Below are 21,966 nucleotides of genomic sequence, written 5' to 3'. Positions count from 1 at the left end.
GTAGGTTGGGGGTTCAAGTCCTCTAGTCGGCACTCTTTATGAGCCATTAGCTCAGTAGGTAGAGCATCTGACTTTTAATCAGAGGGTCGAAGGTTCGAATCCTTCATGGCTCACCATTTAAATAATATGCGGGTGTGGCGGAATTGGCAGACGCACCAGACTTAGGATCTGGCGCCTATGGCGTGGGGGTTCGAGTCCCTTCACCCGCACCATTTATCTTGTTAATCAGTATATGCGGAAGTAGTTCAGTGGTAGAATACAACCTTGCCAAGGTTGGGGTCGCGGGTTCGAGCCCCGTCTTCCGCTCCATATATACTGCCGGGGTGGTGGAATTGGCAGACACACAGGACTTAAAATCCTGCGGTTGGTGACAACCGTGCCGGTTCGAGTCCGGCCCTCGGCACCATTTATAATATGCGCCCGTAGCTCAATTGGATAGAGCGTTTGACTACGGATCAAAAGGTTATGGGTTCGAGTCCTTTCGGGCGCGCCATATTATTTCACCTGTAATTCTGAACGGGAAGTGGCTCAGCTTGGTAGAGCACCTGGTTTGGGACCAGGGGGTCGCAGGTTCAAATCCTGTCTTCCCGACCATTTAAAATATGGGGCCTTAGCTCAGCTGGGAGAGCGCCTGCCTTGCACGCAGGAGGTCAGCGGTTCGATCCCGCTAGGCTCCACTTGAACAAACTTAAATTAATTTATTATGGCGGTGTAGCTCAGCTGGCTAGAGCGTACGGTTCATACCCGTGAGGTCGTGGGTTCGACTCCCTCCGCCGCTACTTATTTAAGGACCTTTAGCTCAGCTGGTTAGAGCAGACGGCTCATAACCGTCCGGTCGTAGGTTCGAGTCCTACAAGGTCCACCACTTATAATGGAGTAATACCCAAGTCTGGCTGAAGGGATCGGTCTTGAAAACCGACAGGGGTGTAACAGCCCGCGGGGGTTCGAATCCCTCTTACTCCTCCATTTTTATTAAATTTTATATTAATGGATCTAACATAGTTAGTATCCAAATTATCGCGGGGTGGAGCAGTCTGGTAGCTCGTCGGGCTCATAACCCGAAGGTCGCAGGTTCAAATCCTGTCCCCGCAACCAAATGGTCCCGTGGTGTAGCGGTTAACATGCCTGCCTGTCACGCAGGAGATCGCCGGTTCGATCCCGGTCGGGACCGCCATTTAAGATGGCTCGGTAGCTCAGTCGGTAGAGCAGAGGACTGAAAATCCTCGTGTCGGCGGTTCGATTCCGTCCCGAGCCACCATCTTAAGTAAAAAACAATTATAATAAGCCGACTTAGCTCAATTGGTAGAGCACGAACGAATAAGCTTCGTAGCGAAACATCAGCGTACTTGTCGAAAAACTCCTTGAATTATCTATTAGAGACAAGGACGACATTATGATGATTACTACACCAACACTTAAGTTTGAGTGGAACAAATTATATAAGTAACTAAACTAAGTAATTTAATTAATATTAAGCCGACTTAGCTCAATTGGTAGAGCACGAACGAATAAGCTTCGTAGCGAAACATCAGCGTACTTGTCGAAAAACTCCTTGAATTATCTATTAGAGACAAGGACGACATTATGATGATTACTACACCAACACCTAAGTTTGAGTGGAACAAATTATATAAGTAACTAAACTAAGTAATTTAATTAATATTAAGCCGACTTAGCTCAATTGGTAGAGCAACTGACTTGTAATCAGTAGGTTGGGGGTTCAAGTCCTCTAGTCGGCACTCTTTATGGCGGTCGTGGCGAAGTGGTTAACGCATCGGATTGTGGTTCCGACACTCGTGGGTTCGATTCCCATCGGTCGCCCCATATTTTGCGGGTGTAGTTTAATGGTAAAATAGAAGCCTTCCAAGCTTCGGTCGTGGGTTCGATTCCCATCACCCGCTTTTTATAAAATTTAATGGGCCTATAGCTCAGCTGGTTAGAGCGCACGCCTGATAAGCGTGAGGTCGATGGTTCGAGTCCATTTAGGCCCACCATTAAATTTATAATTAATTTTTCCGCAGTAGCTCAGTGGTAGAGCACTCGGCTGTTAACCGAGTGGTCGTAGGTTCGAACCCTACCTGCGGAGCCATATGATAGAGAAGTACCCAAGTGGCTCAAGGGGCGCCCCTGCTAAGGGTGTAGATCGGGTAACCGGTGCGAGGGTTCGAATCCCTTCTTCTCTGCCATATTTTTTTTTGGCCCGTTGGTCAAGCGGTTAAGACACCGCCCTTTCACGGCGGTAACACGGGTTCGAGTCCCGTACGGGTCATATCTAAAGCTCAGTTATTTGTGATAACACAGGTAACTGAGTTTTTTTATTTGTCTTTTTTTAAACTATAGTTAGCAATATTTAAATGAATACGTCTGTCTTCATTTTATTAGAGGGTTCCTTGTTCGTTTTAAGATGAACAGGCCGTCTTGTTTTGAATTAGAGCTTTATTAAATAAAATGATCTTTGAACCTCAAATTAGAGGCTATTATATATGCTCAGAAAAGGAAAAAGTTAGTTTATTAGCGTATGATTAAATAACTACATTTCTCTTTTGTATCCAAAAATAAACGGACTAACTGAATGATTAATCAGTTTTTTAAGATCGGCAGAATTAATGGGAAATATAAAGTTACTTACGATGGATTAGAAGGTTGTAAGATTATTCAAAATGATACGATGGTCTATTATCTAATGAAATTAGAAAGCAAGAAATTGAAAGCAAGTGCATTATCTCAGTGCTAAAATGTGAATAGCTAAAGATGAGGTGATTAAATGAACGGATTAAATAATCAGGTCATGTGGAATGCAGTTGAATCATGCGATGAAAACTACGATGGAGTATTTATTTATGCAGTTAAGTCTACTGGAATCTGTTGTAAGCCTTCGTGTAAGTCAAGAACTCCATTAAAAGAAAATGTATCGTATTATCCTTCATTTTCTTTAGCAATTAGTGATGGATACCGTCCATGTAAAAGATGTCGCCCTGACTTACTTCACTCAAATGAAGAGGATGTTATTTTATCGGCTCAACATTTTATTGAAAAAGAATATCGAAATACCTTAACATTGGATCGGTTAGCAATTGAAGTAGGAGTAAGTAAATTTCATTTGCAAAGATTATTTAAAAAATCCACAGGTTTATCGCCGTTAGAATACGCAACTAAGCTGAGGATGAAAGAAGCTTTGAGATTGTTACGAGATACTGAGGAAACAATAACTGAAATAGCACATAATCTCGGTTTTAAAAGCTCGGCACATTTTTCAAGCATGTTCCGTCAATATTTAAATTACACTCCAACAGCATTTAGAAAGGGGCTAAATAAGTGAAATTAAAAGATGGAATAGCTTTATTTAGCCTAGCTGCATTATGGGGAGCTTCATTTTTATTTATTCGAATAGCTTCACCCGTTTTTGGACCGATTTTAACAATACAAGGAAGAGTTACAATTGCTGCATTTGCCCTAGTGCTATATTTAGTTATTACTAAAAAGTCTTTACAATTTAAAAAGAGATGGAGACAATATTTAATAATGGGGGCATTAAATGCCGCAATTCCATTTACATTAATTGCAACATCAGCATTATATCTAACAGCCTCAATGTCATCTATTCTAAACTCGTTGACGCCATTATTTACAGCATTGGTTCTCTGGGTATAGACGAAAGAAAAGCTGGGTATACGAAAGTGGTTTGGAATAATAGTAGGAGTAATAGGTGTGATCTTGCTAGTAGGATGGAGTTCAATTCCGTTTACTTATGATGTTAAAATAGCAATTGGACTAGCGGTTTTGTCGACTATTTCATATGGGATTGCAGGAGTTTATGCAAAGAAAGCATTTGCCTTTGTACCACCACTTTCGCTTGCAACTGGTCAACAAATTGGTGCTGCAATTTTACTTTTACCTTTTACATTCCTAAATTTCACAGCATTTACTGATAAAGTTTCGGGAATTGCTATTTTGGCAGTTCTAGGGTTAGCATTGTTTTGTACTGCCATAGCATATTTATTGTATTTTTATCTTATCGATAGTGTTGGGCCAACTAAAACATTAAGTGTTACTTTTTTAATACCTGTGTTTGGAATGATCTGGGGAGCTCTTATTTTGAAAGAACATATTACAATAGGAATGTTGTTTGGTTTTCTTGTCATTTTATGTGGTGTATTTTTGATTTCAGACATTCGTTTACGTGTATTAACATCAAACAAGCGAATGCAGATCTAACATGGCCAGTATATAACAATTCAAATAAACAAAAAGGATCTTCGTAAAATTGAAGATCCTTTTACTATTTTAAAATGATTTTTTTAGCTAAATACTTTATTCAAAACAGGAATTCTTTTTATAAAGAGATAATCAACTATTAGTACGAAAATAAGTGATAACCCAGCCAAAGGAAGTATTGCACCTAGTAAAATAATTATTATAATAAGACCTTTTGTAAGTTTGAAATCATTTGGGATCAATGGTGAACCTATTCTATCAGCAGGTTTTCTTTTCCACCATATCGAAATACCAAAAATGGTAGTAGATGCTAATACTAGACAGATGATTAAATCGATAAGTTGATTTGTAACTCCGAAGTAATGCCCTTCATGTAGAGCTATTCCAATCTCGATGATTTTGGCTGACATTCCATAATCTTTAAAACGCAAGTCCATTAATATTTTTCCGCTATATTGATCAATATGTAGCGTTGCTTGGTCCTGAGGTTTTGGAGGAATGACAGATACAGTATAGACACCTTTGTCATTTGCTGGCAATGTGATTGTATAGCCTTTATGTATATTAGATTCATCTGCGATAGAAATCATATCAGATACTTTTAAAGACGTTGCCTTCATAAGGTTTGAGGTAGGTACTGGTAAGTTCTCCGCTTCCCATGGTACTTTTGTAACATCTTATGAAATTATTTTTGAAGAGGGAATATTTCCGTCATATAAACCAATTGGATAACTTGTATGTGTTGCTGTAGCAAATTTATTTATAATGTTACCTAATAAGCCAGACCAAGGTAAACCTGTAAAAATAAAGATACTAATAAAAATTGAAAACCAAAATGCGGGTACTGCATGTAAATCTCGTAGAAGCATTCTTTTTCCTTTTGAAAAGCGAGGAATTAGGAGACCCATTATTTTCTCTTTTTTTCTTGGCCACCATAAATATAATCCCGTGACTAAAAGTATCATTGCCCAACTTGCAGTCATTTCTACAATACGATCTCCAATTGTGCCTGCCATTAACTCCCCATGTATTTTAACAATTTTATTAACGAAGCGATCCTCACTTTTTAGGTTACCAAGTATTTTTCCATTATATTGATTGATAAAAACAGTCGTAATTTCACCATTTTGATCTACTTCCAACCTTTACGAATAATCGATCGTGATAACTTGCATTTTCAATTTGTGGCTTAAATAAATAAATAAATAATCCCACTTATTGTAAGTATCAAAATTAATGGGGCAAGAAAGATTCCGGCATAAAAATGCCACCTCCATATTGCTGCATAAAGTGAATTTGATTTAGACTTTATTTCTACTTTTGCATCTGAAATTCAAACTATTTTATTCTGGCTTTCTAAATTTTTTTCCAAAAATAGCTCTCCTCTTCAATTCGACAGTTTTCTACAATTCTTTTTTAATATAAAGTTTATATGTATTAAAAGTGTGAAATATGTATGAAATTTTATGATAAATCAAAAATTTACAAATTGTTACAAGGGATTTTTAAAGTGAAATGTATAAATATACCATATTATTCGTTCGACAAATTCGACATTTTTACGACAAGTGCAACAATGACAACGGTTTCATGAATGGTTATTCATTTTCCAAAAAATGTTTTTGAATTTTTTTTGCATAAAAACAAGGTAAATATATATATTTGTAGAATATTAAGAGATAGAAGAATTTAAGAGATTGTAATGAGGTGAGGATGTTGCTTTTGACGCGGCCAACTGAGTTTGATGTACATTTATTCCACGAGGGAAGTTTATTCCATAGCCATGAATGCTTTGGGGCACATGTAGTAAAAAAGGGGAATAAAGTTGGAACAATTTTTACAGTGTGGGCTCCACATGCAAAAGGTGTCTCAGTTGTTGGGGACTTTAATAATTGGAATGGTTCTGAACATAAAATGGAAAAGTTGAACGATCAAGGGATTTGGACGATATATATCCCCGAAATTGGTCATGGGACGATATACAAATATGAAATTTCAACCAAACATGGTGAAATTTTATTAAAAAGTGATCCTTTTGCTTTCTATAGTGAACTTCGACCAAGCACAGCTTCAATTGTTTATGATCTTTCGGGTTATAAATGGAATGATGCAAAATATCGTAAGCAGAAATTTAAAAAGTCTGTATATGAAGAACCAGTTTTAATTTATGAAGTACATTTAGGCTCTTGGAAAAAGAAGGAAAACGGTGACTTCTACAATTATGCTGAACTAGCGACAGAACTAATTCCATATGTAAAAGATCATGGTTTTACACATATTGAAATATTACCATTAGTCGAACATCCATATGATCGTTCTTGGGGGTATCAAGGAGTAGGATATTTTTCTACTACTAGTCGATATGGAAATCCTCATGAGCTAATGAGCTTTATTGACGAATGCCATCAGCAAGGATTAGGAGTCATTATGGATTGGGTGCCAGGTCATTTTTGTAAGGATTCTCACGGATTATACATGTTTGATGGTGAACCGACATATGAATATGAAGGTTATGATGCTAGAGAAAATGAAGTATGGGGAACAGCGAATTTTGATTTATCAAAACCAGAAGTAAAATCATTTCTAATTTCAAACGCCTTATATTGGATGGAATATTTTCATATTGATGGTTTCCGAGTAGACGCTGTTGCAAATATATTATATTGGAAAAATAGAAATGAAGAGAATCCTTTTGCAACTCACTTTTTAAGAAGATTAAATGAAGCGGTATTCGAACATGATCCACAAGTATTAATGATTGCAGAGGATTCTACTGATTGGCCATTAGTTACTGCACCTACATACGAAGGTGGACTAGGTTTTAATTTTAAATGGAATATGGGTTGGATGAATGATGTTTTGACTTATATGGAGACTCACCCAACGGAAAGAAAGCATCATCATAATAAGATGACTTTCTCGTTTTTATATGCCTTCTCAGAAAATTTTGTTTTACCTTTTTCACATGATGAAGTAGTACATGGTAAGAAATCTTTACTAAATAAAATGCCAGGTACATATGAGGAAAAGTTTGCTCAATTAAGGGTACTATTTGGTTATTATTTATCTCATCCAGGTAAGAAGCTCTTGTTTATGGGAAGTGAATTTGGGCAATTTGATGAGTGGAAGGATTTAGAGCAAGTTGATTGGATGATTAAAGATTATGAATATCATTCCAAGATGAACAAATATTTCAAAGAATTATTATCTATTTATAAAAAAAATAAATCACTTTATGAAGTTGATAATCATTGGGATGGATTTTCATGGATTGATGCCAATAATGCAGATCAAAGTGTATTTTCATTTATCCGTAAAGGAAAGAACAAAGAAGATTATGTCATCGTAATCTGTAATTTTAGAGAGATTTCTTATGACACATATCGAATTGGTGTACCTGCAAAGCAACGGTATAAAGAATTGCTTTCAAGTGACTATATACAATTTGGCGGCGATAGTAAAATAAATCGTTCTGCCATTGAATCAGAAGAAATACCATACCATGGTTTACCATATAGTATTGAAATAGCATTACCTGCCTATAGTTTTACAATCATTCGTCCAGTTAAAATGCGAAAGGGGATTAGCAGCAATGGTTCAGAAAAAATGCGTAGCAATGTTACTAGCAGGGGGAAAAGGGAGTAGATTAAGTTCTTTAACAAAAGAACTAGCAAAACCAGCCGTAGCTTTCGGAGGTAAATATCGAATAATAGATTTTACTTTAAGTAATTGCACAAATTCAGGTATTGATACTGTTGGGGTACTAACTCAATATCAACCACTAGTACTAAACTCATATATTGGTATAGGAAGTGCATGGGATTTAGATCGCTTAAATGGTGGGGTAACTGTTTTACCACCATATTCAGAAGCATCTGGAGTTAAATGGTATACAGGTACTGCAAGTGCAATTTATCAAAATTTAAATTATATAAAGCAATATCAGCCTGAATATGTGTTGATTCTTTCAGGGGATCATATTTATAAGATGGATTATAGTAAAATGTTAGACTATCACGTTGAAAAAGAAGCAGATGTATCAATTTCAGTTATCGAAGTTCCGATAGATGAAGCTAGCCGTTTCGGAATTATGAATACAAACGATGAAATGGATATTATAGAATTTGAAGAAAAACCTCAATATCCGAAAAGTAATTTAGCATCAATGGGAATTTATATTTTTAAATGGAATGTTTTAAAAGAGTTTTTAGAGATGGATGATCGCAATCCAGAATCAAGTAATGACTTTGGTAAAGACGTTATTCCACTATTATTGGAAGAAAAGAAAAAAGTAGTTGCTTATCCTTTTAAAGGCTATTGGAAAGACGTTGGTACAGTAAAAAGCTTATGGGAAGCAAATATGGATTTACTAAATGAAGACAGTGAACTAAATATATATGACCGTGATTGGCGCATATATTCAGTTAATCCAAATCAACCACCACAATACATTGCACCTACGGCAATCGTTGAAGACTCTCTAATTAATGAGGGATGTGTTGTTGAAGGATTTATATCACATTCTGTATTATTCCAAGGAGTAACAATCGGAGAAGGCAGTATGATAAAAGATTCTGTCGTTATGCCAGGTTGTGTAATTGGAAAAGATGTTCGAATTGAAAATGCAGTAGTAGCTCCTGGAATGGTAATTCCTGATGGAAGTCTGTTAGGTCCGGAGAAAGATTATGAAGAGGTAATTTTAGTTACAAGCGAAGAATAAGAGGTGGCTCATTCCTCAAATAGAAAAATAGATTGAGAGGGTTATTTGATGAAACATACTATGCTAGGAATAATTGAGGCGTCAACACATTTTGAATCTTTAAAGCCGTTAACACAACATCGACCATTAGCAACACTTCCTTATGCAGGGCGATATCGTTTAATCGATTTTATGTTAAGTAATATGGTGAACTCAGGTATTACGAGTGTCGCTGTATTTCCTGATCAACCTTATCGATCAATTATTGATCATTTAGGCTCAGGTAAACACTGGGATTTAAATCGTAAAAAGGATGGGCTATTTATTTTTACGCCAGAGCCAACTGATGGAGCTTTTGGTACATTCGATTTCATTCAAAAGCATATTCAATTTTTACAACGTTCTACTCAAAAGTATGTAGTAGTTGCAAATACTTATACGATTTGCTCAGTGGATTTTAGACCGGTTTTAAAGAGGCATATCGAAACAAATGCACAGATTACTGAGTTAAAGCAGTTCGGTAAATCTTTAAATATCTATATACTTGAAAAAGAGTTATTGTTAAAGCTTTTTGAAAACTTCCACGAAAAAGGCTATGAAACAATTATGGATGTTGTGCGCGATCAAAATAATGAGGTTGAGCTAAGTGCGTATGAAATACCTCAACAAGTTGCAATCATTCAAACAATTGAGGATTATTTCGAGCAAAGTATGAAATTATTAAATCCTGAGATATGGAATCAATTATTCTTAAAATCTTATCCTGTCTTTACTAAGGTTAAAGATGAGCCGCCAACAAAATATTCAAAAGAAGCAATTGTAAAAAATTCAATTGTAGCTAATGGATGTGAAATTGAAGGAACGGTTGAAAATAGTATTATTTCAAGAGCTGTGAAAATTGGAAAAAATACGATTATTCGAAATTGTGTTGTTATGCAAAAATCAAACATTGGAGATAATTGTATATTAGATGGTGTTATATTAGATAAAGATGTCCGAATTGAAGATGGTGTTGAAATAAAAGGAAGCTTAAGTGAGCCAGTAGTGCTTCAAAAAGGTTCAGTTCAAGGAGCGTTGATTCAGTGGTAAATGTTTTATATATTGTTTCAGAGTGTGTACCATTTGTTAAATCGGGAGGGCTTGCAGATGTTGCAGGCGCTCTCCCTAAGTATTTAAATAAACTAAATATGAACGTAAGAGTAATGCTTCCATTTTACTCGTTAATTCCTGCTAAATATAGAGAAGAAGCTAAGCTAGTAAAAGAGCTTTCTATAAATCTAGGCTGGAGAAAACAGTATTGTGGTTTATTTGAGTTGAAAGTAGAAGGAACAACTTATTATTTTATTGATAACGAGTACTATTTCAATCGAGATAAGTTGTATGGTCATTTTGATGATGGAGAGCGCTTTGCATTCTTTTCTCTAGCTGCAATTGAATGTATTAAAGAATTAGACTTTAAACCTGATGTTATTCACTGTCATGACTGGCATACAGCAATGATCCCATTTTTCATGAAAGAGTACGGTGCATTAAAAGACATTAATCCAAAAATGAAATCTATTTTTACAATTCATAACCTTCAGTTCCAAGGGGTATTTTCAAAAGAAGTAATGGACGATATGTTAGGAATTGATGAACAATATTTTCGTGATGACTATTTAAAATTTTACGATTGTATCAACTTTATGAAAGCTGGAATCATTTCAAGTGATTTCGTAACAACTGTTAGTCCAACATATAAAGAAGAAATTAAGCATGAATTTTTTGGAGAGCAATTAGATGGACTATTACGTGAGCAAGATCACAAACTTTTTGGGATTGTAAACGGAATTGATGAAACAATTTATAATCCAGCTACTGATCAAAAAATTCACTCTAATTACGATGAATTTACAATCGAAAATAAGACTGAAAATAAATTGAAATTGCAGGAGTCACTAGCATTAAAAATGGATGAAAATATTCCTGTTATTGCAATGGTTTCTCGCTTAACAAGTCAAAAAGGTATCGATCTCATTCAACACGTATTCCCTCAAATTATGGATCATAATGTCCAAGTAGTCATTTTAGGTTCTGGTGATGAAGAATTCGAGAACTTTTTTAAAGCAATGGAGCATAACTACTACGATAAAGTAAGAGCTTATATTGGATTTGACGAAGGTTTTGCTCATCAGATTTATGCAGGTGCGGATTTATTCCTTATGCCTTCACTATTTGAGCCATGTGGACTAGGTCAGCTTATTGCGATGAAGTACGGGTGTGTTCCAATCGTAAGAGAGACTGGGGGGCTAAATGATACTGTCCAGTCATATAATGAAGAGACGAAGAGTGGAAACGGTTTTACTTTTACAAACTATAATGCTCACGATATGCTTCATACAATTGAACGTGGATTGAGTATTTATGAGGATAAAAAACATTGGAAATCAGTCAGAAAAAATGCAATTAGAAGAGATTCAAGTTGGTTAAAATCAGCTAAAGAATATGCGAAATTATATATGCAGTCTTCAAAGTAAAAATCTTTTAGGGCGAGGTGATTCCATGTTTTCTAGTGTGGAAGAGTTTGAGTGGTGTTTTAAAGAGAAACTAGAAAGTATGCATGGAAAGAGTACTGCAGATAGCACTACTCAAGAGCAGTTTCAAACACTTGGAACGATGATTCGTGAACATATAAGCGGTAATTGGTTAGGAACGAGTGAACAATACCGCTTAGAGCGAAAAAAACAAGTTTATTATTTATCAATTGAGTTCTTATTAGGAAAGCTTTTGAAAAGTAATTTAATTCATTTAGGGCTTAGAGAGTTATGTGAATCTGGCCTCGAGAGATTAGGAATTTCTCTAAGTTCTCTTGAGGAGTTTGAAAGTGATGCTGGTCTTGGAAACGGTGGACTTGGACGGCTAGCATCTTGTTTTCTGGATTCGTTAGCATCACAAGATCTGCCTGGTCATGGATGTGGCATCCGCTACAAACATGGCCTATTTGACCAAAAAATTGTTGATGGATATCAAGTGGAGCTACCTGAACAATGGCTGAAATACGGAAACGTTTGGGAAGTTAGAAGAGATGACGAAGCAATAGAAGTTTTATTCGGCGGCGAAGTAGAAGCGTTTAATAATAAAAATCGATTGGAATTCCGCCTTCATGGTGCAGAAGCAATCACAGCGGTACCATATGATTTACCGATTATTGGCTATCATACAAACACGGTAAATACATTAAGATTATGGAGTGCTGAAGCGTCTACTCATTCCTCAAATAAATCACTGATGAAATATAAGCGAGAAGCAGAAGCAGTTTCAGAATTCTTATATCCAGATGATACACATGATGAAGGAAAGATTTTACGTCTAAAACAGCAATATTTCTTAGTCTCTGCAAGCATTCAAAGAATAGTAGATTCATATAAGGAGCAGTATGGTAATATTCGTAGGCTTCATGAAGAAATTGCTATTCATGTAAATGATACACATCCAGTTTTAGCGATTCCAGAGTTAATGAGAATTTTAATCGATGCTGAAAAGTTATCATGGGATGAAGCATGGGAAATTACAACTAAAACGATTTCATATACGAATCATACAACTTTATCGGAAGCACTAGAAAAATGGAGAGTTGATTTATTTAAACCTTTATTGCCAAGGATTTATATGATTGTAGAAGAAATAAACGAAAGATATTGTAAAGAGCTCTGGAACAAATACCCAGGTGATTGGGATCGAATTGAACAAATGGCCATTATTGCTCATGGAGTCGTTAAAATGGCTCATCTAGCTATTGTAGGTAGTAAGAGTGTTAATGGTGTTGCTGAAATCCACACTGAAATTTTAAAACAAAGAGAAATGAAGCTCTTTTATGAGTATGAACCATTCAAGTTTAATAATAAAACAAATGGTATTACTCATAGAAGATGGTTACTACAATGTAATCCTGAGCTTAGTAGCTTAATAAATGATTCGATTGGGAACGATTGGATACACGAGCCAACTCATCTTGAGAAACTATTAGAATATCAAAATGACGACGTATTCTTATCACAATTTATGAATGTAAAGAAAAAGAGAAAAGAAGTTCTCGAAAATTATGTTCACTATACAAATGGAATTGCATTAGATACAGATTCAATCTTTGATATTCAAGTAAAACGGATGCATGCATATAAAAGACAATTACTAAATGTGTTACATATCATGTATTTATATAATCGTTTGAAGGAAGATTCACACTTTAAAATGCATCCTAGAACCTTTATATTTGGAGCAAAGGCATCTCCTGGTTACTACTTTGCTAAAAAAATCATTAAATTAATTCATTCAGTGGCTGATATTGTTAATAATGATCGCTATATAAGTCAATTTATTAAAGTTATCTTTATTGAAAATTATCGAGTTTCATTAGGTGAAATCATTTTTCCAGCAGCGGATATTAGTGAACAAATTTCAACTGCAAGTAAAGAAGCTTCAGGTACTGGGAATATGAAATTTATGATGAATGGTGCTTTAACACTTGGTACTCTTGACGGTGCAAATATTGAAATCTTAAGAGAAGTTGGCGAGGAGAATATTTTTACATTCGGACTTACAGCTGACGAAGTTTTAAATTATTATCAATACGGTGGATATAAAAGTAGTGACTATTATCATCATGATCCGCGAATAAAAAAGGTATTAGATCAATTACTTCACGGTTTATTTCCGTTACCAAGAGAAGAGTTTGAACCGATTTTTGATTCTCTTATGTCTTATAATGATGAGTATTTCTTACTTAGAGATTTCTCTTCGTATGTAAAAGCTCATGAATGTATCAATCACACGTATCAAAATAAAAGGGACTGGGCTATAAAAAGTCTTAACAATGTTGCGAAGTCGGGATTTTTTACGAGTGATCGCACGATTCGTCAATACGCTTCAGAAATATGGAATATCCATCAAAGAACTTTACACCATTCTTAACCTCCTCTATTACCAGGAGGTTTTTCATATCATGATGAAAAGCGAGAAAGGAGAGATACAGTGAAATTCCTTTCAGTTGACTATGATAAGGCCTTAGAATTATTACTTTGCATTGAACAGGCATATGCTCAGTTTGATAATGATGGTAAATTTATGATTCCAGCAAGCTATTCTTTAGTAGATACAATTAAAGCATGTGCGATTAGCGAGCTAGAATGGTTTGGCTATATTATTGAAAATGGTGAATCCGTGATCATTGTTTTTAGAGGAACGAAATCAGATTTGGATTGGTTAGTTGATTTGAAAATTGATCAAGACTTATTTCCTTATGTGATGAACGGTGGGAGTGTCCATTCGGGGTTTTTATCAATTTATCAATCTTGTCGAGAAATGCTTTTAGCAATTGTGAAGGAAAAGGCTCTTTCACAAAAAATATTCATAACGGGGCATAGCTTAGGTGGTTCATTGGCCACGTTATTAGGATATGAATTAGCAATGACTGGAATTTGTAACCCGAATGTCTATTCATTTGGCTCTCCAAAAGTAGGAAATACAAAGTTTAAAGAAAACTATGATGAAAATGTTAGGCATAGTTTAAGATTTGTAAATTTGTATGATATTGTCCCTTTAAGCCCGCCCTTTAAAGTAGAAGTGAAGCCATTAAAAATTTTTTTAGAATACGTTCAAGTGAAACATCCAATCACTTTTTCATTAAATAAAGGATCTATTAAGAATAGTCACCATTTATCAACTTATATTGAAGGCGTTAAAAAGATGCAGTTGGATTATGATTATACTCCAACCTTTACTTACAAATTACGTGAAGCTGAACCAGTGGAAGAGGAAGTTATTTAATGGTACAAAAAAACTAGTCAAGATTTCGTTGACTAGTTTTTTGTATGTAAACAAAAAAGCGCTTTTTTAGTATCCTGATTTAATCATTACCATCTAATAGATTGCCAAGGCCACCTAATATACTTCCTTCTTCTTTTGATGAATTTGGTAAGTATTGCCCAATTCGAGAAGCTAATCTTGCTAATGTTAATGATTGAACCCAAATTGTTCCTGGTCCTTGTAATGTAGCAAAGAATAGACCTTCTCCTCCAAATAGTGCAGTTTTTACATTTCCAACGTATTCAATTTCATAATTAACATCACCAGTGAACCCAACTATACATCCAGTATCGATTTTAACTTTTTCACCTGGTTGAAGTGTCTTCTGGTAAATTGAACCACCAGCATGTAAGAAAGCAAGACCATCACCTTCGAGCTTTTGCATGATGAAGCCCTCACCACCGAATAGGCCAGTACTCAATTTTTTTCTAAATTCGATTCCAACTGAAGTTCCTTTTGCTGCCGCCAAGAAAGAATCTTTTTGACAAATAATTTTATTTCCATACTCATGTAAATCTAACGGTATAATTGTTCCAGGGTATGGAGCGGAGAAACTGACTGTTTTTAAAGAGCTTGATCGGTTTGTAAAACTTGTCATAAATAAGCTTTCACCTGTAACAAGGCGCTTACCTGCTCCCACCAATTTTCCAAATAATCCACCTGATTGCTGTGAACCGTCCCCAAATATTGTTTCAAGCTCGATTCCATCATCCATCATCATCATTGCTCCAGCTTCAGCAATAACTGTTTCCTTTGGATCAAGCTCTACTTGTACAAACTGCATGTCATGGCCATGAATCCTATATGTAACTTCATGAGAATTTTTCATTTTTATTCCTCCTTTTAGTTTAACTATACAAATATTTTAATACTAAAATCTAGTTATTTAATAAAAAATAATTTGATAAATTATTACAGAATCCTCATATAGTTTGACTATTTAATGAGAAAATATGACTTTTTTATTGGATGTCACTTAGGTCTAAATGTATAGAAGATAAATTTTATGAATTATATAAAAAATTCTTTCAATTAACCGTTAGTGTCATTGACGCACTTTTTCAGATATGATATATTTAAGTTACTATTAACTGCATATTTATTTGAAGGTAAGAAATTAACGATACATTTGCACTACAAAATTTTTAGTAACGCTCATTTTTCTTTGTCTCGAAAAGAAGTTTTGACCACTTTCAATGTTGTAGCAATCCTTTAGCTGATTGGACAATGACGTTCTTTTTCTTTATCCCTCTTTTATGCACGCATTAATAGTGTATATATGTATTTCTAGGAGGTATTATCGATGGAATTCGGTAAAGTTAAATGGTTTAACAGCGAAAAAGGTTTTGGATTCATCCAAACTGAAGGTGGAAACGACGTATTCGTACACTTCTCTGCAATTCAAGGCGAAGGTTTCAAAACTTTAGAAGAAGGTCAAGAAGTTGAATTCGAAATCATCGAAGGAAACCGTGGACCACAAGCAGCTAACGTAAACAAAAAATAATTTTTGTTATGTTCAAGGCATCCTTTTTTAGGATGCCTTTTTATATTTATCTAGAAATCTATCTATTTAGTACGTAGATGTTGTAGTTTAAATAGGTTGCAAATAATGACCAAATAGAATATGGAATAAGTAATACAAATGAAGTTTTTGAAAGTTTATAGGCGATGAACGTTAAAAGAATTGCTGTAATAAAGACGAGTCCACAATCGATCGTAGCTAAAAGTAAATCTTTTTGTTTGAATTGAAAATAGCTAAACAACTGGTTAAATACATAACTAATAATCAATATAATATAAAACCATTTTGCTTTTTTAAAGGATTCTCCTAAAGAAACAATTATACATACGCTTAAAGATATGAATGAATATAAGAATGCCCAAATGATTCCGATTGTTTTTCCGGATGGAGTATAGCTAGGTTTATTTAGATGGCTATACCAATCATAGTCGATCGGAAATAAAACAGAAGCAACAAAAAATAAGCAGTATAAGGAGAAAAATAATACAATTAACTTTATATTCATAAAACCTCCTAATTAAGTTGTCTTGATTAAGTATATGTATATAATTTAAAAATATAAAAAAAACGACCACATTATAGTGATCGTTTTTTTAATGAAAGTTTAACTCATTTAGTACTTATCGATGTCTTTTACATCAATTTCAGATAATTCCCCATTTAAAGCTTGTTCTTCATAGTCATCTAGATCTTGTTCATATTGTTCATGTTTTTTTGTAGGGTAAACAGTTCGATTTTTTCCGTAAATATCAGTACCGATAAAGTTTTCAAATTCCTCAACATAACCTACATTTTCATAGCTCTCAGTAAATGTGCTTCCATACTCATCAATATTATTAAATTCAAAATCAGACGGTGTTTGAGAATTCCCATATCTTTCAACATCTTGCAGTGCGTCCTCAGGGTCATACATCATTGATCGATCTTTAGGATCTCTACTAAATGGAGGGTTTAGTACTTCTTCCTCAACAGGACGATCGTATCTTATTCTAGAACTTGAAATATGCTGATCATGAGTATGTTCAATCATCGCTTTTGCTGTAGGAAGAGCTTGTAAACGTTCAAAAGGTATTTCTTCACCGCTTACTTCGCATATACCATATGTTCCATTTTCAATTTTTTGTAACGCCTCGTTAACATCAGTTAGTTCGTTTCTTAAATGCTCATGAAGGGAAATGTCTTTTTCACGCTCATATAATTCAGTACCTAAATCACCTGGATGGTTGTCTGCAAGTGAAAGCTCATCAACAGAATCTCTAAGTGAGTATGGTATAAAAGCTGGATCATTTAGTCTTTCTTCTATATGTTTTTTTTGTTTCAGTAATTCGTTTTTAAATGTTTGGATTTGTGATTGTGAAAGCATCATGCTCCCCCTTTTCAATAAATGAATATGACTATCCATATTTTGTTCAAAAAGGAGGAAAACATGAATTAAGTTTTTTGAGGAATTGATCTGTCTTAATTAGGAAAAAATATTTCCAATTATTAAGCCTATAACAAGAAGGAATCCCATTATAGTATTTGTTTTTGCTGTTGCTGCCATGGCTGGCATCATTTCCATTGGTTGGGTTTTACCTATAAAACCTTTTGTTGCTTTAATTGCAACAGGAATACTTAATAAAGAAATAAGTGCAAAAGGTGTAATTAAATTCATGATAACAAATACAATAACTAAAGCATATGCAACTGCAAATAAAGAACCAATAAAGATAATTGAATTCTTTTTACCTAATAAGATAACAAGTGTTTTACGTCCATTTTCTTTGTCATTATCTAGGTCACGAATATTGTTTGCTGTTAAAATTGCTCCAATTGTAATTGAAGTAGGGATAGAAAGTAAGATCACATTTGATGTTAAATTTCCAGCTTGAATATAGTAAGTAATTCCAATAATTACTACTCCCATAAAAAAGCCCGCTACTAACTCACCGAATGGAGTGTACGCGATTGGAAGTGGTCCACCAGTATAAAAATAAGCTGCCGCCATACAAATAAGTCCAATAACTGCTATCCACCAGCTACTTTGAATACAAATATAAATGCCTAATAGAAGAGCGATACCAAAAAAAGTAAAAGCAATATTTAAAACAGTTGAAGGTTTAATACCATCCCTTACGATTGCTCCACCGATACCGACAGAACCTTCATGATCTAGCCCTCTTTTATAATCATAATATTCATTAATCATATTTGCAGCGGCTTGGATCAGTAAACTTGCGATAAGCATTGAAAGAAATAAAAGTAAATGAAATGAGTGAGCTATGTGCGCTAACATTGTTCCAATCGCAACAGGAATGAACGCTGCGGTTAATGTATGTGGTCTTAATAAATTCCACCATGTTCTAAAACCTGTTGAGGAAGTTGGAGATTGAACAGTTGGTTGCATTTTAACATCCTCCTTTTTAATATTATTTGAAAATGTAGGTCATTTTACTTTAAAAAAGTATGGACGAACTTCATAAAATTGACAGTCTACATTCATCGTTGTATCTTTAGTTATATCATGTATTTAACGTATATTTAAGCTAGGGGGAACTATTATGCTTAGAACAGGTCAACTTGAATCGACTGCCTTCTTTGAGCATTCTCTTCAAAAGGCAAAAGCTTGTTCAAAACGCTTCATTTGTAAAGTGGAAAAAATAATGAATATCCATCCCCTAAGTGTTTACCATTTTTATCATGAATTGGGTTTTACTGAACGCTTTTATTGGTCAAACCAAGAAAACTCGTTAATTCTCACAGGAATTGGTACTTTAGTTCCTTTTCATCATAGTACAGAAGAACAGTATTCTGCAATAGAAAAAGAATGGAAACGCTTTGGAGAGCAAGTGTATATCGAGCAAGAAAATTGCTTTGGTACAGGACCGATAGCTCTTGGGGGTTTCTCTTTTTTTGATAAGTACAAAAATGATCAAGATTGGAAGGATTTTGGTACCTCTCATTTCTATGTACCTAAATTAATGGTGACGGTTACAAACGAAGGGACATTCATTACCTCTAATTATGAAATTAATGAACAAACTTCAGTAGAGGATTTATTGCTTCAATATAAAGAATATGATGACTTTTTAGAAAGATTTGGAATGAAGCAACCAAGCTTTACACAATCAGAATGTATTAATAAAGATGAATATGAACCAAATGAATGGATTCAGAGTGTAAAAGAAGCAATTCATCAAATGAAAAACGAAAAATTAGAAAAAGTTGTTTTAAATCGAACTTTAAATGCTACATTTTCTGCAGAAGTAAATTCAACAAAAGTAATATATGAACTAGAAGCAACAAGAAATGTTAACTATGTAATATCTTATCAATTAAAAGATACTGTATTTATTAGTGCTACACCTGAGAGATTAATTTCAAAGAAAAATAATACAGTTTCTTCGATGTGTCTTGCTGGTTCTGCTGCAAAGGGAAAAACTAAGGAAGAAAACACAGAAGCCGCCAATTGGTTATTAAATAGTAAAAAAAATAATGGTGAACATGCTTTTGTTGTAAACTATATCCGAGAAACGCTACAACAATATTGTAACGAATTATCAATACCTTCATCACCAAGAATAATGGCGACGAAAAGCTTATTGCATTTATTTACGCCGGTTGAAGGTAAATTATATAATCATGTATCTTTATTTAAATTAATTCAAGCATTACATCCAACCCCTGCACTTGGAGGATTTCCTAAGGAAGAGGCATGTAAACTAATTCGTGAACTTGAACCTGTGGACCGGGGATGGTATGGTGCACCAATAGGGTGGATTGATTTAAATGGAAATGGTGATTTTGCTGTAGGTATACGTAGTGCCTTAATTAAAGAAGATAAAGCAAAATTATATGCCGGTTGTGGTGTTGTACAAGATTCAAAACCAGAGGAAGAATTTTTTGAAACTGGTGTAAAGTTTCTGCCAATGCTAAATGCATTAGGAGGGTTACGAAATGAAAGATAATGAAGCACTAACAAAGTATATTGGTGCTCTTGTAGATGAAATAAGCGCATTAAATATTAAAAACGTTGTAATAAGTCCAGGATCACGCTCTACACCAATATCGATGTTAGTAAATGAGCATCCAAAATTAAAGTCTTATATTGCAGTAGATGAAAGAGGGGCAGCATTTTTTGCTTTAGGTATCGCTAAAAGTACAAAACAGCCTACAGTATTAATCTGTACTTCTGGAACGGCTGCTTCTAACTATTTGCCAGCTATATCTGAAGCAAAGGAATCTAGAATCCCATTAATCGTACTGACAGCTGATCGTCCACATGAACTTCGAGATATAGGTGCACCACAAGCTATGAATCAAATTGGTTTATACGGTTCATTTGTAAAAAAATTCATTGAACTAGCCTTACCAGAGGCTTCTGAAGCAATGTATCAGTATGCACGTTCAAGCGTTAATCGACTGTACCGTTCTTGTGTGACTGCTCCAATGGGGCCCGTACATATGAATGTGCCACTTCGAGAACCATTAGTTCCAAATTTTGCGATTGATGATTTATTTTCAGCTGGAAAGCGTAAAAATTCTGCCCACACAATACTTATTGAAACACTTGCGACAATTTCAAACGATACAAGTAGTGAGTTCACCAAGCTTTTTCAATCAAAAAGAAAAGGCTTATTAGTTTGTGGACCTTATGTTGGAGAAGAAGCCTTAAAGAAGATTAAAACTTTAGGAAGTTTATTAGACTATCCAGTTCTATGTGATCCTCTTTCAAATGGAAGAACGATTAGTGGTAATGAAGACTCGAATGTAATTGATACATATGATACATTTCTTCGTTTTGAAGAAATTGTTAATTCTCTTGATTCTGAAGTTATACTACGATTCGGGGCAATGCCTGTATCTAAAACGTTTACCCAATATATACAAAAGCAAAAAGATTGTGAGCTAATTGTAATTGATGAAGGAGACTTATGGAGGGATCCGACGTTAAAAGCAACTCAAATGATTTCTTGTGATGATATTCAATTTTGTGATGCAATTATAGAGTCATATCAGAAAACAAGTAGCCTAGAAATAGATTGGTTGAATAAATGGAAAACAATTAATGAAAAAACAAAAAATGGACTACAACAAGCAGAACAGTTTGATGAACTTTTTGAGGGGAAAATCGTCCAAGTTTTGGCAAAAAATTTACTTGAAGAAAGTACATTGTTTGTTTCAAACAGTATGCCTATTCGTGATGTGGATACGTTTTTACATAATCAATCTAAAAAGTTAAAAATTGCTTGTAATCGAGGGGTAAATGGAATAGATGGGACAATTGCAACAGCATTAGGGATGGCAGCAGCTGGAGAAAGTGTAACATTATTAATTGGAGATTTATCTTTCTATCATGATTTAAATAGTCTAGTCCTTTCTAAACTACACCATTTACCTTTAAGAGTGATACTTGTTAATAATGATGGTGGAGGAATTTTTTCATTTTTACCACAATCAAAAGAAGAAAAGCATTTCGAAGAATTATTCGGAACTCCTTTAGGATTAGATTTCGAGCATGCAACAGCTCTTTTCGGTGGAGTTCATACTAAAATTTATAATTGGTTTGAACTTGAAGATGAATTATCTAAAAAGAATAATGGATTACATGTAATTGAAATTCAGACAAATCGTAAAGAAAATTATGATCTTCATCAAAAAGTTTGGAGCATTGTAAAAGCAGAATACGAGAAATGAAATTAGGTGT

General features: G+C 34.6%; 19 protein-coding genes and 20 tRNA genes. 33 read left to right on the top strand and 6 right to left on the bottom strand.

Annotated elements, in window-relative coordinates; genetic code table 11:
* Positions 1 to 40 precede the first annotated feature (40 nt).
* From B6K90_RS15285 to B6K90_RS24215, 24 genes are all read left to right on the top strand, one after another.
* Positions 41 to 116: transfer RNA gene (locus tag B6K90_RS15285), tRNA-Lys, on the top strand.
* A 12-nt stretch (positions 117 to 128) separates the two neighbouring features.
* A tRNA-Leu gene (locus tag B6K90_RS15280) sits at positions 129 to 212 on the top strand.
* 22 nt (positions 213 to 234) lie between these two features.
* A tRNA-Gly gene (locus tag B6K90_RS15275) sits at positions 235 to 309 on the top strand.
* Between the two features lie 8 nt (positions 310 to 317).
* A tRNA-Leu gene (locus B6K90_RS15270) sits at positions 318 to 406 on the top strand.
* A 10-nt stretch (positions 407 to 416) separates the two neighbouring features.
* Positions 417 to 493: transfer RNA gene (locus B6K90_RS15265), tRNA-Arg, on the top strand.
* Positions 494 to 517: 24 nt separating this feature from the next.
* A tRNA-Pro gene (locus B6K90_RS15260) sits at positions 518 to 594 on the top strand.
* A 10-nt stretch (positions 595 to 604) separates the two neighbouring features.
* Positions 605 to 677 (top strand) — tRNA-Ala (locus tag B6K90_RS15255).
* 28 nt (positions 678 to 705) lie between these two features.
* A tRNA-Met gene (locus B6K90_RS15250) sits at positions 706 to 779 on the top strand.
* Between the two features lie 9 nt (positions 780 to 788).
* Positions 789 to 865, top strand: a tRNA-Ile gene (locus B6K90_RS15245).
* Positions 866 to 873: 8 nt separating this feature from the next.
* Positions 874 to 966, top strand: a tRNA-Ser gene (locus B6K90_RS15240).
* A 52-nt stretch (positions 967 to 1,018) separates the two neighbouring features.
* A tRNA-Met gene (locus B6K90_RS15235) sits at positions 1,019 to 1,095 on the top strand.
* A 3-nt stretch (positions 1,096 to 1,098) separates the two neighbouring features.
* Positions 1,099 to 1,174: transfer RNA gene (locus tag B6K90_RS15230), tRNA-Asp, on the top strand.
* 8 nt (positions 1,175 to 1,182) lie between these two features.
* Positions 1,183 to 1,258 (top strand) — tRNA-Phe (locus tag B6K90_RS15225).
* Positions 1,259 to 1,666: 408 nt separating this feature from the next.
* Positions 1,667 to 1,739, top strand: a tRNA-Thr gene (locus tag B6K90_RS15220).
* A 9-nt stretch (positions 1,740 to 1,748) separates the two neighbouring features.
* A tRNA-His gene (locus B6K90_RS15215) sits at positions 1,749 to 1,824 on the top strand.
* A 6-nt stretch (positions 1,825 to 1,830) separates the two neighbouring features.
* Positions 1,831 to 1,901, top strand: a tRNA-Gly gene (locus B6K90_RS15210).
* A gap of 16 nt (positions 1,902 to 1,917) precedes the next feature.
* Positions 1,918 to 1,994 (top strand) — tRNA-Ile (locus B6K90_RS15205).
* A 20-nt stretch (positions 1,995 to 2,014) separates the two neighbouring features.
* Positions 2,015 to 2,089: transfer RNA gene (locus tag B6K90_RS15200), tRNA-Asn, on the top strand.
* A 6-nt stretch (positions 2,090 to 2,095) separates the two neighbouring features.
* A tRNA-Ser gene (locus B6K90_RS15195) sits at positions 2,096 to 2,186 on the top strand.
* Between the two features lie 11 nt (positions 2,187 to 2,197).
* Positions 2,198 to 2,269: transfer RNA gene (locus B6K90_RS15190), tRNA-Glu, on the top strand.
* A 303-nt stretch (positions 2,270 to 2,572) separates the two neighbouring features.
* Positions 2,573 to 2,734: a hypothetical protein gene (locus B6K90_RS23765; protein ID WP_167555381.1), complete on the top strand. Its 162-nt coding sequence runs from the start codon at positions 2,573 to 2,575 to the stop codon at positions 2,732 to 2,734.
* A 30-nt stretch (positions 2,735 to 2,764) separates the two neighbouring features.
* On the top strand, positions 2,765 to 3,319 hold the full coding sequence (locus tag B6K90_RS15185) for a bifunctional transcriptional activator/DNA repair enzyme AdaA (protein WP_088013620.1): 555 nt from the start codon (positions 2,765 to 2,767) through the stop codon (positions 3,317 to 3,319).
* The gene (locus B6K90_RS24220) at positions 3,316 to 3,651 is read left to right on the top strand and encodes an EamA family transporter (RefSeq protein ID WP_235821815.1); all 336 of its coding nucleotides are present in this window, start codon (positions 3,316 to 3,318) and stop codon (positions 3,649 to 3,651) included. The genes B6K90_RS15185 and B6K90_RS24220 overlap by 4 nt, the downstream gene beginning before the upstream one ends.
* 57 nt (positions 3,652 to 3,708) lie before the next feature.
* Complete coding sequence (locus B6K90_RS24215; protein ID WP_235821814.1) at positions 3,709 to 4,215, top strand: DMT family transporter; 507 nt, start codon at positions 3,709 to 3,711, stop codon at positions 4,213 to 4,215.
* A gap of 83 nt (positions 4,216 to 4,298) precedes the next feature.
* On the opposite strand, the gene B6K90_RS24210 is transcribed toward B6K90_RS24215, so the two are convergent.
* Both B6K90_RS24210 and B6K90_RS24205 read right to left on the bottom strand, forming a co-directional pair.
* Positions 4,299 to 4,805 carry a PepSY-associated TM helix domain-containing protein gene (locus tag B6K90_RS24210; protein ID WP_235821813.1) on the bottom strand — a complete coding sequence of 169 codons (507 nt, stop codon included), beginning with the start codon at positions 4,803 to 4,805 and terminating at the stop codon, positions 4,299 to 4,301.
* Between the two features lie 87 nt (positions 4,806 to 4,892).
* Positions 4,893 to 5,357, bottom strand: coding sequence for a PepSY-associated TM helix domain-containing protein (locus B6K90_RS24205; protein ID WP_235821812.1), 465 nt, complete (start codon positions 5,355 to 5,357; stop codon positions 4,893 to 4,895).
* 571 nt (positions 5,358 to 5,928) lie between these two features.
* On the opposite strand from B6K90_RS24205, the gene glgB reads away from it, so the two are divergent.
* From glgB to B6K90_RS15145, 6 genes are read left to right on the top strand one after another with little or no spacing between them, the layout of a single operon-like run.
* Entirely contained in the window at positions 5,929 to 7,860 is a 1,932-nt protein-coding gene (glgB, locus tag B6K90_RS15170; RefSeq protein WP_139840737.1) for a 1,4-alpha-glucan branching protein GlgB, read from the top strand.
* The gene (locus tag B6K90_RS15165) at positions 7,808 to 8,935 is read left to right on the top strand and encodes a glucose-1-phosphate adenylyltransferase (protein ID WP_088013619.1); all 1,128 of its coding nucleotides are present in this window, start codon (positions 7,808 to 7,810) and stop codon (positions 8,933 to 8,935) included. Before glgB ends, B6K90_RS15165 begins: the two co-directional genes overlap by 53 nt.
* 48 nt (positions 8,936 to 8,983) lie before the next feature.
* Positions 8,984 to 10,003 (top strand): GlgC family sugar phosphate nucleotidyltransferase, encoded by a 1,020-nt coding sequence (locus B6K90_RS15160; protein ID WP_088013618.1) that lies wholly within the window; start codon positions 8,984 to 8,986, stop codon positions 10,001 to 10,003.
* Positions 9,997 to 11,430, top strand: a complete 1,434-nt coding sequence (gene glgA, locus B6K90_RS15155; protein WP_088013617.1) for a glycogen synthase GlgA — start codon at positions 9,997 to 9,999, stop codon at positions 11,428 to 11,430. Before B6K90_RS15160 ends, glgA begins: the two co-directional genes overlap by 7 nt.
* A 25-nt stretch (positions 11,431 to 11,455) precedes the next feature.
* The gene (locus B6K90_RS15150; RefSeq protein ID WP_088013616.1) at positions 11,456 to 13,864 is read left to right on the top strand and encodes a glycogen/starch/alpha-glucan phosphorylase; all 2,409 of its coding nucleotides are present in this window, start codon (positions 11,456 to 11,458) and stop codon (positions 13,862 to 13,864) included.
* A 60-nt stretch (positions 13,865 to 13,924) separates the two neighbouring features.
* Positions 13,925 to 14,719, top strand: a complete 795-nt coding sequence (locus B6K90_RS15145; protein WP_088013615.1) for a lipase family protein — start codon at positions 13,925 to 13,927, stop codon at positions 14,717 to 14,719.
* A 79-nt stretch (positions 14,720 to 14,798) separates the two neighbouring features.
* On the opposite strand, the gene B6K90_RS15140 is transcribed toward B6K90_RS15145, so the two are convergent.
* The gene (locus B6K90_RS15140) at positions 14,799 to 15,587 is read right to left on the bottom strand and encodes a TIGR00266 family protein (RefSeq protein ID WP_088013614.1); all 789 of its coding nucleotides are present in this window, start codon (positions 15,585 to 15,587) and stop codon (positions 14,799 to 14,801) included.
* A gap of 474 nt (positions 15,588 to 16,061) precedes the next feature.
* Here B6K90_RS15140 and B6K90_RS15135 point away from each other — a divergent pair, with 474 nt between their 5' ends.
* A complete protein-coding gene (locus B6K90_RS15135) occupies positions 16,062 to 16,262 on the top strand; it encodes a cold-shock protein (protein WP_088013613.1) in 201 nt (66 codons plus the stop codon).
* A 58-nt stretch (positions 16,263 to 16,320) separates the two neighbouring features.
* Here the strand turns inward: B6K90_RS15135 and B6K90_RS15130 are convergent, their stop codons facing one another.
* From B6K90_RS15130 to B6K90_RS15120, 3 genes are all read right to left on the bottom strand, one after another.
* Complete coding sequence (locus tag B6K90_RS15130; RefSeq protein ID WP_088013612.1) at positions 16,321 to 16,785, bottom strand: TspO/MBR family protein; 465 nt, start codon at positions 16,783 to 16,785, stop codon at positions 16,321 to 16,323.
* 108 nt (positions 16,786 to 16,893) lie between these two features.
* Entirely contained in the window at positions 16,894 to 17,643 is a 750-nt protein-coding gene (locus B6K90_RS15125; protein WP_088013611.1) for a TraR/DksA C4-type zinc finger protein, read from the bottom strand.
* A 99-nt stretch (positions 17,644 to 17,742) separates the two neighbouring features.
* Positions 17,743 to 18,666 (bottom strand): 1,4-dihydroxy-2-naphthoate polyprenyltransferase, encoded by a 924-nt coding sequence (locus B6K90_RS15120; RefSeq protein WP_088013610.1) that lies wholly within the window; start codon positions 18,664 to 18,666, stop codon positions 17,743 to 17,745.
* 154 nt (positions 18,667 to 18,820) lie between these two features.
* On the opposite strand from B6K90_RS15120, the gene B6K90_RS15115 reads away from it, so the two are divergent.
* Positions 18,821 to 20,227 carry an isochorismate synthase gene (locus B6K90_RS15115; RefSeq protein ID WP_088013609.1) on the top strand — a complete coding sequence of 469 codons (1,407 nt, stop codon included), beginning with the start codon at positions 18,821 to 18,823 and terminating at the stop codon, positions 20,225 to 20,227.
* On the top strand, positions 20,217 to 21,956 hold the full coding sequence (menD, locus tag B6K90_RS15110; RefSeq protein ID WP_088013608.1) for a 2-succinyl-5-enolpyruvyl-6-hydroxy-3-cyclohexene-1-carboxylic-acid synthase: 1,740 nt from the start codon (positions 20,217 to 20,219) through the stop codon (positions 21,954 to 21,956). Before B6K90_RS15115 ends, menD begins: the two co-directional genes overlap by 11 nt.
* Positions 21,957 to 21,966 lie beyond the last annotated feature (10 nt).

The organism is Gottfriedia acidiceleris, assembly GCF_002128425.1.
GTDB lineage: Bacteria > Bacillota > Bacilli > Bacillales > Bacillaceae_G > Gottfriedia > Gottfriedia acidiceleris.
Note: the sequence above shows the minus strand (reverse complement) of the source record. Positions and strands in the feature narration are given on the sequence as shown.

What these genes read in the sequence shown, in the direction of transcription:
- B6K90_RS15140 (WP_088013614.1), bottom strand. Translation starts at nt 15,587, where the DNA reads ATGAAAAATTCTCATGAAGTTACATATAGGATTCATGGCCATGACATG.
- menD (WP_088013608.1), top strand. Translation starts at nt 20,217, where the DNA reads ATGAAAGATAATGAAGCACTAACAAAGTATATTGGTGCTCTTGTAGAT.
- B6K90_RS24210 (WP_235821813.1), bottom strand. Translation starts at nt 4,805, where the DNA reads ATGATTTCTATCGCAGATGAATCTAATATACATAAAGGCTATACAATC.
- B6K90_RS15135 (WP_088013613.1), top strand. Translation starts at nt 16,062, where the DNA reads ATGGAATTCGGTAAAGTTAAATGGTTTAACAGCGAAAAAGGTTTTGGA.
- B6K90_RS15120 (WP_088013610.1), bottom strand. Translation starts at nt 18,666, where the DNA reads ATGCAACCAACTGTTCAATCTCCAACTTCCTCAACAGGTTTTAGAACA.
- B6K90_RS23765 (WP_167555381.1), top strand. Translation starts at nt 2,573, where the DNA reads ATGATTAATCAGTTTTTTAAGATCGGCAGAATTAATGGGAAATATAAA.
- B6K90_RS15165 (WP_088013619.1), top strand. Translation starts at nt 7,808, where the DNA reads ATGGTTCAGAAAAAATGCGTAGCAATGTTACTAGCAGGGGGAAAAGGG.
- B6K90_RS15130 (WP_088013612.1), bottom strand. Translation starts at nt 16,785, where the DNA reads ATGAATATAAAGTTAATTGTATTATTTTTCTCCTTATACTGCTTATTT.
- B6K90_RS15150 (WP_088013616.1), top strand. Translation starts at nt 11,456, where the DNA reads ATGTTTTCTAGTGTGGAAGAGTTTGAGTGGTGTTTTAAAGAGAAACTA.
- B6K90_RS15115 (WP_088013609.1), top strand. Translation starts at nt 18,821, where the DNA reads ATGCTTAGAACAGGTCAACTTGAATCGACTGCCTTCTTTGAGCATTCT.
- B6K90_RS15185 (WP_088013620.1), top strand. Translation starts at nt 2,765, where the DNA reads ATGAACGGATTAAATAATCAGGTCATGTGGAATGCAGTTGAATCATGC.
- glgB (WP_139840737.1), top strand. Translation starts at nt 5,929, where the DNA reads ATGTTGCTTTTGACGCGGCCAACTGAGTTTGATGTACATTTATTCCAC.
- B6K90_RS15125 (WP_088013611.1), bottom strand. Translation starts at nt 17,643, where the DNA reads ATGCTTTCACAATCACAAATCCAAACATTTAAAAACGAATTACTGAAA.
- B6K90_RS15160 (WP_088013618.1), top strand. Translation starts at nt 8,984, where the DNA reads ATGAAACATACTATGCTAGGAATAATTGAGGCGTCAACACATTTTGAA.